Source organism: Streptomyces griseorubiginosus, from assembly GCF_017614965.1.
GTDB classification, from domain to species: Bacteria; Actinomycetota; Actinomycetes; order Streptomycetales; family Streptomycetaceae; genus Streptomyces; species Streptomyces griseorubiginosus_B.
The window spans coordinates 1-10,645 of record NZ_WVUG01000301.1 but is presented as its reverse complement, the minus strand read 5'-3'; the positions used below and the strand labels follow the sequence as shown (position 1 = coordinate 10,645).

The window sequence follows — 10,645 nt, the reverse complement described above, 5'->3', positions numbered from 1 at the left end:
CCTCCACGACGACCCCGCATACGTCCCCCGCCGCCTCCCGCACCCTCAACTCCCCGTCCGTGCGCAGGGACCGTCCGGCCGACACGTCCACATCGAGCCGGTCCAGCAGCCGGTTGGCGAGTCCTACGACGGCCTCGGGCACCCGGAACCCGGTCGTCAGCGGCACGACCGCCGCGTCCGGCTTCCCCAGATGACGCAGGACCGTCCCCCACGACCGCGCGGCCCACGGCGTGGTGCCCTGCGCCAGATCGCCGAGGACGGTCAGCGAACCGAAACGCGCCCGGCGCGCGATCGCCCGGCACTCCATCGGGGAGAGGTCCTGCGCCTCGTCGACGACGAGATGGCCGTACCCCTCGGGGTGTTCGATCAGCCCCGCGACCTCGTCGAGGAGGACGAGATCGGCGGCGGACCAGCGCGCCGACTTCCACGAGCGCGGCGGCTTCGCCCACAGCAGCGCCCGCTGTTCGTCGTCGTCCAGCAGCCCGTCGGCGGCCTCCCCCAACACACCGGCGTCGGAAAGCAGTTGGCTGACGACCTCCTCCGGCCGCACCCGGGGCCACACCGCGTCGACGTACGCGCCGACCGCCCGCGCCCGCGAGATCTTCTGCACCCAGGCGTTCGTCTGCGGTCCGGCCCGCCGCTCGGCCCGCAGTTGCAGCGCCCGCACGGCCCGGGTCCGTACCCGCTCCCGTCCGACGGCGTACGGCGGTTGCTCGGCGAGCACGTCCTCGACGATCCGTACGAGTTCGCCGGCGCCGACCCTCCACCGGTACGAACCGTCCTTGATCGCGAGGGAGTCGACGTCCTGGCTGGACACGTGGGCGTACAGCGCCCGGCGCAGCACCTCGGCCATGCGCGCGTCGTGTTTGACGAGGGCGGTCCCCTCCTCGTCCGTCCCGGTGACCGGATGGCGGCCGATCTCCTCCTGGAGCGTGGACTGCCGTACGCCGGTCTCGCCCAGGGCGGGCAGCACTTCGCCGATGTACGTCAGGAAGGTGCGGTTGGGTCCGAGGATGAGGAGTCCGCCGCGTCGGATGCGCTGCGGGTGGGTGTAGAGGAGATAGGCGGCGCGGTGCAGCCCGACGGCGGTCTTGCCGGTGCCCGGTGCCCCTTGCACGCACACGGACAGACCGATCCCACCCCGTACGAGATCGTCCTGCTCGGGCTGGATGGTGGCCGCGATGTCCCGCATGGGCCCGACCCGGGGCCGCTCGATCTCTCGCGCCACGATCCCGCTGGCCTGCGACTCCCCCTTCCCCAGATGCTCGTCCTCCAGCCCGGTGAGATCGGCGGAGTCGCCCCGGCTGCCGGCCGCCCACCCGAACCTCCGCCGGACCGCGACGCCCTGCGGATCCCGGGCACTCGCCTGATAGAAGGCCCTGCTGACGGGCGCACGCCAGTCCACGACGAGGGGTGGGGCGGCGGGCGCCTCGGTGATCCGCAGCCGCCCGATGTGGTAGCTCTGCCCGGAGTGGTCACCGGCGTCGGCCGAGAAGTCCAAGCGCCCGAAGAACAGGGGCCCTTCGGGCAGCTCGCGCATCGCCTTGGCCTGACTCCTCAGCCGGTACCCGAGCACCTCGGCGTCGGCACCGGAGGCGGAGACGTCCTCGCCGGTGACGACGTGTTCCTGGGCGCCGTCGACCATGGCGGCGAGGGCGGTACGGCAGCGGTCGTGGTGGGCGCGCTCGTGGTGGAGGGACTCTTTCAGGGCGGGGTCGGCTGAGGTCATGGGGGCGAGGGTACGCCAGAAAACGTAACCGAGTTAAATTTCTTACCGAACCTCGTCCCTCGGGAACCGCTCCGCTCAGGCGAACTGAGGCAAACCCGCGGCCAGCATGTCGAACGCCCGCTCGGCGGCACGTACGGCATCCGACCGCACCTCCTCGATCGACTCCCCGGCCGCGATCCGCCGCCAGTTCTCCAGCGCGAGGATCCGCTGGACGGCGATGATCTGCCCCGCGGCGAGCCGCGCCTCCAGCCCTCCCCCGAGCGCCTCGGCGAGCGCGGCCTCGGACCGCTCCTGGTAGGTGTGGACGCGGGCGACGAGGGAGGGGGTGCCGTAGAGGAGGGAGTGGAAGGCGAGGACGGCCGGATGATCGTTGAGCCCGGTGACGGGGTCGGACCGCTCGAGCCCGTCTAGAAAGTGCCGCCGCAGGGCGGCGACCGGCGTCGGCCCCTGGGCGGCGATGCGGGCGGCCTCGCCCTCATGATCGGCGATCCGATGCAGAACCAGGTCCTCCTTGGTCGGGAAGTACCGGAACAGCGTCGGTTTCGACACCTCGGCGGCGGCGGCAACCTCGGCGACGGACACGGCGTCGAAGCCCCTCTCCAGGAACAGCCGGATGGCGGTCTCGGAGAGGTCGTTGAACATCCGCTGCTTCTTGCGCTCACGCAGGCCGATGTCGGTCATGCCGACGACTCTAACCGTGCCGCTTTGATCCGACCGTGCCGCTCTGATCCGACCGTGCCGCTCTGACCAGTGCCGCTTGACCTCAACCTCGCTTGAGGTCGAAGACTGCGCGAGTCGAGTCCGTACGACGACTGCGCGACCGGAGGCATGCCATGCGAGCGGTACAGGTGAAGGAGTTCGGCGGTCCGGAGGTCCTGGTGCCGGTGGAACTGCCGGACCCGGAACCGGAGGCGGGCGAGGTGGTGATCGACGTGGCGTACGCCGACACGCTCTTCGTCGAGACGCAGGTACGGTCCGGATGGGGCCGCGAGTACTTCGACGTCACCCCGCCGTACGTCCCCGGGGGCGGCGTCTCCGGCACGGTCACGGAGACCGGCCCCGGCGTACCGGCGGAGTGGCTGGGACGCCGAGTGGTGTCCCACGTCCGGGGAAGCTACGCCTCACGTGCCGTGGCTGCGGTGTCTGCCCTGACGGTCGTACCGGAGGGTGTCGATCTGCTGACCGCGGCAGCGCTGGTGCACGACGGGGTGACGGGGGCGGGGCTGATCGAGCGGACGGAGATCACGCGCGGCGAACGGGTGCTGATCCTGGGGGCGTCGGGCGGCATGGGGACGCTACTGGTGCAGTTGGCGGCGGCGCGTGGTGCGCGGGTGGTGGGGCTGGCCCGGGGCGCCGAGAAGACGTCCCTCGTACGGGAGTTGGGCGCCCTCACAGCGATCGACATCTCCGCCGGCGAATGGGTGACACGGGCCAGGGAGGCGCTGGGCGGGGCGGCCGACGTGGTGCTGGACGGGGTGGGGGGTGAACTGGGCGCCTCGGCCCTCCCTTTGACGGCTGACGGGGGGCGCTTCTCGGCGCATGGGGCGCCTTCCGGGGGTTTCGCACCGGTTGACGCCCAGAAGGCAGCGGACCGTGGCATCAGGTCGTTCGGGATCGGGGACGTGCAGTTCGCGGCGGCGGAGCTCGGGCGGCTGGCCGGGTACGCGCTGGAGGAAGCGGCGGGTGGGCGGTTGCGAGCGGTGATCGGGAAGGTGTTCCCGTTGGAACGGGCCCGTGAGGCCCATACGGCCGTCGAGCGACGGACAGTGGTGGGCAAGGTGTTGCTGGAGTGCTGAGCGGTCGGGCCCTGTAGGAGGCCTCCAGTCACCCACTCAGGACTTGAGCGGGTTGCAGCCACGCGGGTGTCAGCCCTTCGCCTGCGAGTCGTCTCGGCGCCAGCGGTCCAGAGCCGCCGTGATGTCTTCCTGGCTCGGCACGGAGGACAGGTCCAACGGGTCGGCGGCAACTGTCAGGATCTCATGCAGTTTCCAGCCGGCTTGGGCGAGTTCAGTGTCGATGTCCGGGCCGGATACGAGCGACATCGCCTCACGGATCACGTCAGTGAAGACGGACTGCGCCCTCTTGTAGTCCATGAGGAGCGGCAGATCCTCCGCCATTCCGGCAGAGCTCCCTGGCCGGATGTGCTCGACGACCTCGGCCCACAATTTTTGCACCCACTTGCTCTGCTCGTCCGGGTACTGCATCAGAAACAAGTGTGTCGCCAGGTCGTACAGTGGATCGCCGACCATGGCCAGTTCCCAGTCGATCGTCCAGAGCTGCTGCTGGGGATCGATGATGAAGTTCTCCCGGTGCAGGTCCGCATGGAGAAGGCAGAAGGGCCGCCCCGATAGACGGACCGTGCGCTTCCGAAGCCGCGGGAAAACGCTGTTATCCACCCCGAGGTCTTGGAACAGTTCTCCGAACCGGCGTCGGTTCTTCTTGTAGACCTGTTCCTCGGTGAAGTGAATGAGACGGTCAAGAAATCCGTTCGTGTCACCGTCGGCCGGCCGATCTTCTTCCACGCATCGCCGTTCGACCGTGATCGTCTCCGGGGCCACGCGAACCAATTGCTCGAAAAGGAGGACAATCTGATCGAGGATCGGCTCCGGAAGCGCCTCTCCGAACGTGTAGAGGGAACCGAGCGTCTGCCCTTCAACGAATCGCTGCAGTCCGGTCGAGTCGACATCGAAGACGTCCGGGATTCTCTCGATGTGCCCCGCCAAAGCCTTCAGCAGCTGCTCCTCAGACACGAAGCAGCGCCGGTCGAACCAGAGGAGATTGCTACGCGGCTCCCGGCACTTCCAACGTCCCTGGCCAAGCCCAATTCCGTCGGGAAGCGGAAATACGTAGGTCTCGTGGTGGTAGCCGCGGAGGGGACCTTCGATCTCATTGCGACCTATGCTCAATTGGGCGGCACGCACCCGGGCTCCAGAAGTCGGTTCGAGTGACATTACCCGTTTTCTCTCGCGTCGGTCCACGGCTTGACGAGCTACGCGGTCAGCTCCGTGACGATAATGCCCAGCGAAAACAGCCTCGCGGCAACAATTCCATACGACAGTTGCAAGCGCTCATCATGTCTGCGACGCCCTCTTCCAGGCCCCTGTCCCACCTACGGACATGCGCCGTCCTCCCCTGTCCGAGATGCCTGTCGCCGCTCACAAGCCGTCGGAGTACCCGACCGGCGAAGAACTTCCAGGGCCACCATGGGGCAAAGCGAGGGCGAGGTAGGGGTTGGCCGTTGACTTGGCCTTGAGCCCCAGGGTCGCGGTCGCCTCGGTCAGGGTCATGGCGTACCGTTCCACCGCTCGGCGAACGTTGGGAGCCTCCAGACTGTCGCCAGCCACGAGGCGGTCGAGATCCACATAGGCCGAGCGGACCATCTCGATCCAGCGGTACACGCGCCAGTCCTGCTGCCAGCCCACCGTGCAATCCTCGGGCAGCAACGCGGCCCAACGAGAGAAAAGACGCTCACGGATGTCCGGCAAGGTCGGAGTCAGATGGGTGTGGCGGACCAGGTCATAAAGCGGGTCGCCCACCATCGCCATCTCCCAGTCGATGAGGGTCAGTCCGCTGCCGTCCTCGCGGCGCACCAGGTTCCAGGGATTCAGGTCACCATGCAGCAGCACGGGCCGACGCGGCGTCACCTTGTGCCGGCCGAGAATCTCCCCGAGTCGGTAGCTGCTAGGAAGGCCGAGTTCGCGTGCCAGGTCAGCGGTCCTTTTGGGTAGTTCGGCGACCATGCGGATGAGTTCGCTACTGAGGTGGGCGTAGAAGTCCGTTGGCACAACGGGTTGTTCCCGCTCTTCCAACTTTTCGCAGTCGACATAGGTCAGCGCGCAGAGCTGGTTGACGAGATCGTCCGCCTCATGCGGCAGCAGCCCGTCTTCCGGGTGGTCCGGGTGCCGAATACGCCCCTTGGGACCCTCGTAGGTATGAATGGTGAATTTGTCTCCGAGTTCGCTGGTGCCAAGGGCCAGCACCTTCGGTGCCCGGACCAAGACTCCTGACTGCTCGATGGCCCTGAGCACGGCGTGCTCGTACAGAAATCGCCGTTCCAGCGGGTTGCCGGTGCCCACCTTTCTCCGCACCATGACGGGATCCTTGTATCCGCTGACCCGCACGGCCGTGCTGAGGTGCGCCGTCCCTTTGAAGACCCGGTCCGCCGACGCGGCACCTTCCTCGAACAGCGCCTCCGCGACAGCCGACGAGGGGAACATCGGATGCTCCGGCACCCGCTCGTCCCGCTCCCAGGAGATGGACGACACCCCGCGGGCACTGCTGTGCCGCTTACCGTGGGACACGCTCCACCGGAAGAGGATGCGCTCGATCGCCTTCTCGTCGGGCACGCTCTTGAGCCGGAGAGGTTCCTCGGCCGACTCGAGTGCCATGCGCACCGCTCTCGTGGCCCCGTCCAGGTCCCGCTGGTCGAAGGAGTCGCCGAGGGAGGTCACAGCACGCATGACGTCCGGGTAGACGGACTGGGCCCGTTCGAAGTCCACGTAGTGCCTCAGGTCCCGGTCGAGGCCGTTGACAGCCTTGAGGCTTCGCCGTCCCATGCTGTCGCGCCACGCTTCGATCACTTCCTGCCGCTGATGGTCGGGGTACTGCATCCGCACCAGATGGGTGGCCAGGTCGTGCAACGGGTCGCCGAAGCTCGCCAGTTCCCAGTCAACGCAGATCAGCGGTGGGTCCCCCTGATACGACACGATCACGTTGTCGCGATGCAGGTCCGTATGGAGCAAGCTGAAGGGACGGGCGCTCATCGCCGGCACCCGCTCGGCGAACCCCACCATCGCGTTCTCCGGAATGCCCAGCATGGCGAACAGTCCTCCGAACCGACGCCAGTTGCGCTGCCGGATCTGCACCTCCGCGGCGTGTGCCAGTGCCCGCAGGAAAGCGCGGCTGTCCCTGCCGTTGCGGGGCCAGGATGGCGGCAACGGCGGTAGGTCCCTTCTGCGCACCTTCGTCATGTCGGCAAGGAGATCGGTCAAAGCGGCGATCAGATTCGTGTCCACCGTCTTGCCGTTGGGGCAGATGCTGGACAGCGGCACGCCCTGGACGTAGCTCAGGATGGTCAGGTCACGGTCCTGAACCAGACAGCGCGGTACATGGGGCAAGGCCTGTCGGACGACGGCGAGAATGTCGGCCTCGTTCTGCCAGGTCCGGATGACCACGGGCAACGCACCGCGGATCCGCTCTCTGAGGGTGACCTGCTCTCCATCCGCACTTCCAATGCGCCGACTGTGCTCCTCCGTGAGCGGTCGCACCATGTAGTTGCGGTTGTGATGCCCCCGGCCGAACTCCCCCACCGCTCGGGCATAGCGCACGAAGTGTTCGGGCACCGATCGCCGGACGCCGGGCATTGATGGACCACCCAAGGGGCACTCCTGAATAGTTATGCGCTAGCGCTGATCCTCATGCGCGAAAGTGAGTGGACACAGATTAGTGCCCTGCCCACTCGCGCGATGCCACTGTCACCAAACAGTCATGCACTTGAGTACGTCCAGGACACACGCCAGTCTCATACCACCCAAATTCTCCCGCGTGACGAGCACGTTTCAGGAAGGTGGTTCGAGGATGGTCCACCAGGAGTCGTACCAGGCCTGCCAGCTCTCCATGAACACAGATCCGGTGGAGTTGGGATCGCCCGGGTCGTTGACGTGGCGCGTCAGCGTCGACCCCAGACCAAGAACGTCCAGAGCTTGGATCTCCGTCTCGTCGTCGAGCAGAATCGACCGCTCGACCACCCGGTACGGGCCGAACAGCGCCTCGACGTCTCGCATCAGGTACAGCTTGAACGGCGGGGCCAACGGTATCCGGCGCACGTCCACGCGCACGGACGGCACCAGCCCTTCCGTCCCGAGGTCCCGTAGCGCGGCGCGCAGTGAGGCCGTGTGCCGTCGGGTGATGTCACGCATCCGGTCCTGGAGCCGGTGGTCGATGTCCGACGTCTCACCTGGGCCGCCGGCTGACCTTCTGGCCCTGGGATACGGCAGATCGATCGAGTCGTCGGGGAGCAGCATGCGCAACTCGATGCGCTCGGGAGGACGGATTTCCCGCAGACGGATGCGCTCGGACTGAAGCCGGATGTGCGCGTCCAGGCTCTCCGACGTGAAGGTGAACACGTCCAACTGCACGACGGGTTGCCCGAAGGCCCGGGCAATGAAGGGCCCCAGAGCCGCTCGAAGGCGCGGCGCCGTCGGTGGCTGTATCAGTGAGTGGATCGGCGGCTCGTCCACGACCCACGAGCCACTGCCCTGCTTGGAATCTATCCACCCCTCGCTCTTCAGCTCACCGAGCACCTTCTGCACGGTGTCGCGCGAGACGTCGAACTCCTCCGCGAGCGCCCGCTGCGGCGGCAGGTGAGACCCCGGCGCATAGGACCCCTCGGCGATCCGGCCACGCAACGCCTCCAGAAGAGAGGAGGACCCCTTCCCGGCACCGGCACCACGTTCCGCGCTCACATCGCGACCGTACCTCCCACGCGACACGAACAAACCAATTCAAGTCAGATTGGGCGGCCAGTTAAGGGATCAGGCGGCCAGGGCACAACCAATTTACAAGCAACCAGTCCAATTGGACCGGTAGTTGATCGGTTTCCTGAGCGGATCGGGGTGGGGCGATGCTGATCATCCAATTGGTGGTTTCGGTTGCGGCGATGCTGCTGAATCACATCGTTCAGACGCGGTACGGGCTCGTGGCCGGGCTGGGTCTCGTCCTCCTCGGCGTCGGGGCTCGGACGCGTAACGACAAGTGTGCGGGCGCAGGGGCCGCCCTTCTTGCCCTGGCCGTGATGGCCGGTCCTGCTTAGGGGGCCCTTCAGAGCGCTGGGTTCTTGCGGGCGAGGGTCATGCAGTGGGCGAGCCGGAGATAGCGGCGTGCATGGCGTCTCGGGTTTCCCAGCGAGTGCGTAAGTCGCGCGAGACCAAGCGATGCCGGACTCGGCAACCCGTCGCACCTGCCCCGGCCCGAGCCATGTGGCTGACCGGGGCGGGCGATCTTCGGGACGATACCGCCCTCGCTTGGGGCTGGCCCCCCTTGCCCCGCACGGTCAACCGGACTCCGGCCGACTCTCCCACAGCTTCCGCCGTGCCACAGTTCACCCGCACAAAGACGGAATCGCCCTAAGCCCGCTCTCGCAACACCTGCAGGACTGGTAGTAGTGATCCCACCACGTCCTGGGCGCCGGCGTCCCTGAGCTGTTTTGCCTTGTACTCGTTACGCGCGTAGCCCAGGAACGGCACGCCGGCCTCCTTCGCGGCCTGCAGGTCTGTTGGCGCGTCGCCGATCATCAGGGCCGCGGAGGGGGCGGCGCCCATCGCGTTGAGGGCCCTGTTGAGGCAGTGCGGGTTCGGCTTCAGCAGGTCGAGATCGCTGGTGCGTCCGTAGATGTGGGGGGCGAAGCAGTCGGCCAGGCCGCGGGTGGTGAGGTAATCGGCGACCGTGCGGGGCGAGTTGTTGGTGGCGACCGCGAGACGACTGCCCAGGGCATGCCATGTGCGTATGAGGGGGTCCGCCCACGCCGTCGGCAGGGCGGAGGAGACGGCCTTGATTTCCTGCTGGGTGAGCCGCTCCTCCAGCTCGGCCACCAGATCGCTGTGCGGATGGCGTCGGTTGACGGCATACAGCACCACCATCGGGTCCGGATGGACCCTCTCCTCCTCCGTCAGCAAGCCGCGCAGCCCCTGCCGCTCCAGCCAGGTGACGAGTTCCTTCGCCACCTGCTCCGCCGTGTGCCCCGCGAACAGCCGGCAAACAGGGCCGTCGAAGTCGAAGAGCACGAAGCGGGCGTTGGTGATCAGTTCTCGCTGGTTCCCTGTCTCTACCGTCACCGGATCAGTCTGCGTCGTATCAGGAGTCACTAGGAGAGTGTCAGGTCCGTCGTGATGGTTTCCCAGAGGGCGTTGAACCACTTCTGGGATTGGTCGACAAAGGCGGCGTCCCGTTGGCCGGTGCGCTGTTCGAAGGAGAAGAGCAGGGACTCGGTGCCCAGAGTGTCGTACATCTCGAGGGTTTCGCTGTCCCACTCCTCCTCGCGTTTGGTGATCATGTAGTACGCGATGAGCGCCTCGGTGCCGTTGAGCAGGTAGAGCTTGACCGGCGGAGTGAACGGCAGGGCACGGAACGTGACGCGGACGTCAAGGCCGTGAGTGGACCGCAATGCCAGGAGGTTGTGCTTGAGGACCTGGCCCTGAGCATTGCGCTGGGACAGCCACCGCTGGTGGACCGGGTCGTCGTCGCCGCGGCCGTCGACCGGGACCGGGAAGGCGAGGGTGATCTCCCTGGACGGCAGCAGGATGCGCGCGTCGATCGACTTGGGGCGTATCTCGCCCGCGTGGATGCGACGCAGCGGCTCCCCAAGGGCCAGCATCAGGCTCTCGGCGGTGAGGCACGCGGCGTCGATGCGGACGTGCGGGGCCGAGAACGCCTCCGCGAGCCGTGGGGCCAGGCCCACCATCGTCGGTTGTGGTTCACCGCGCGTCACGGGCGGTTCTGCGATCCGCGGCGGGCTCCCCTTGCTGACGTTGCTCAGCAGGCCGTCCTCCTGGAGGGCGCGCAGGGCCTGGCGTACCGCGCCCCGTTCCACGCCGAACTCGTCCGCCAGTTCTGCCTGGGTCGGCAGGCGGTCGCCGGCCTTGAGGTCGCCGGTGCGGATGCGTTCGCGGAGGATGTCGGCGATCTCCTGGGGGGACCTTCTGCTGCCGTTCACTGCCACGTTCTCCTGGGTCACGACCAAACGCTACAACTCGGATCCATCTGCTGGGAGTTGTTGGCGACTTGTTTATAAGTAGGGACCAAGTGGGGATTACTTAGTCAGAGTTGGTTACCAACTCGGAAGAGTTGGCGGAAGGTTTGCCTCCTCGTTCGAATCGGCCTCCCCCAACTCCGTCCGCTCCGCCCGTCCCGCCTCCGCAC

At 67.1% G+C, this 10,645-nt stretch carries 9 protein-coding genes and 1 pseudogene; 2 read left to right on the top strand and 8 right to left on the bottom strand.

Annotation, left to right across the window (positions count from 1 at the left end; translation table 11 throughout):
- Window positions 1–1,729 (bottom strand): HelD family protein (locus tag GRC12_RS36140; RefSeq protein WP_208784272.1); only part of this gene is annotated, 1,729 nt, incomplete at its 3' end.
- 75 nt (window positions 1,730–1,804) lie between these two features.
- Window positions 1,805–2,410 carry a TetR/AcrR family transcriptional regulator gene (locus tag GRC12_RS36135; RefSeq protein ID WP_208784271.1) on the bottom strand — a complete coding sequence of 202 codons (606 nt, stop codon included), beginning with the start codon at window positions 2,408–2,410 and terminating at the stop codon, window positions 1,805–1,807.
- 152 nt (window positions 2,411–2,562) lie between these two features.
- Between GRC12_RS36135 and GRC12_RS36130 the strand changes: the two genes are divergently transcribed.
- Complete coding sequence (locus GRC12_RS36130; protein WP_208784269.1) at window positions 2,563–3,525, top strand: zinc-binding dehydrogenase; 963 nt, start codon at window positions 2,563–2,565, stop codon at window positions 3,523–3,525.
- A 69-nt stretch (window positions 3,526–3,594) separates the two neighbouring features.
- Here the strand turns inward: GRC12_RS36130 and GRC12_RS36125 are convergent, their stop codons facing one another.
- The 3 genes from GRC12_RS36125 to GRC12_RS36115 form a co-directional block, all read right to left on the bottom strand.
- Window positions 3,595–4,650 carry an aminoglycoside phosphotransferase family protein gene (locus GRC12_RS36125; protein ID WP_308286717.1) on the bottom strand — a complete coding sequence of 352 codons (1,056 nt, stop codon included), beginning with the start codon at window positions 4,648–4,650 and terminating at the stop codon, window positions 3,595–3,597.
- Window positions 4,651–4,884: 234 nt separating this feature from the next.
- Window positions 4,885–7,092 carry an aminoglycoside phosphotransferase family protein gene (locus tag GRC12_RS36120; RefSeq protein ID WP_208784265.1) on the bottom strand — a complete coding sequence of 736 codons (2,208 nt, stop codon included), beginning with the start codon at window positions 7,090–7,092 and terminating at the stop codon, window positions 4,885–4,887.
- 195 nt (window positions 7,093–7,287) lie between these two features.
- Window positions 7,288–8,193, bottom strand: coding sequence for a GntR family transcriptional regulator (locus GRC12_RS36115; RefSeq protein ID WP_208784263.1), 906 nt, complete (start codon window positions 8,191–8,193; stop codon window positions 7,288–7,290).
- A gap of 158 nt (window positions 8,194–8,351) precedes the next feature.
- On the opposite strand from GRC12_RS36115, the gene GRC12_RS36110 reads away from it, so the two are divergent.
- Window positions 8,352–8,540 carry a hypothetical protein gene (locus tag GRC12_RS36110; protein WP_208784273.1) on the top strand — a complete coding sequence of 63 codons (189 nt, stop codon included), beginning with the start codon at window positions 8,352–8,354 and terminating at the stop codon, window positions 8,538–8,540.
- A gap of 8 nt (window positions 8,541–8,548) precedes the next feature.
- Here GRC12_RS36110 and GRC12_RS36105 read toward each other — a convergent pair.
- The 3 genes and pseudogenes from GRC12_RS36105 to GRC12_RS36095 form a co-directional block, all read right to left on the bottom strand.
- A pseudogene (locus GRC12_RS36105) lies at window positions 8,549–8,749 on the bottom strand (IS5/IS1182 family transposase); the annotation flags it as partial.
- Window positions 8,750–8,853: 104 nt separating this feature from the next.
- Window positions 8,854–9,591, bottom strand: coding sequence for an HAD family hydrolase (locus GRC12_RS36100; RefSeq protein WP_308286716.1), 738 nt, complete (start codon window positions 9,589–9,591; stop codon window positions 8,854–8,856).
- Window positions 9,591–10,466, bottom strand: a complete 876-nt coding sequence (locus tag GRC12_RS36095; protein WP_208784259.1) for a GntR family transcriptional regulator — start codon at window positions 10,464–10,466, stop codon at window positions 9,591–9,593. Before GRC12_RS36095 ends, GRC12_RS36100 begins: the two co-directional genes overlap by 1 nt.
- Window positions 10,467–10,645 lie beyond the last annotated feature (179 nt).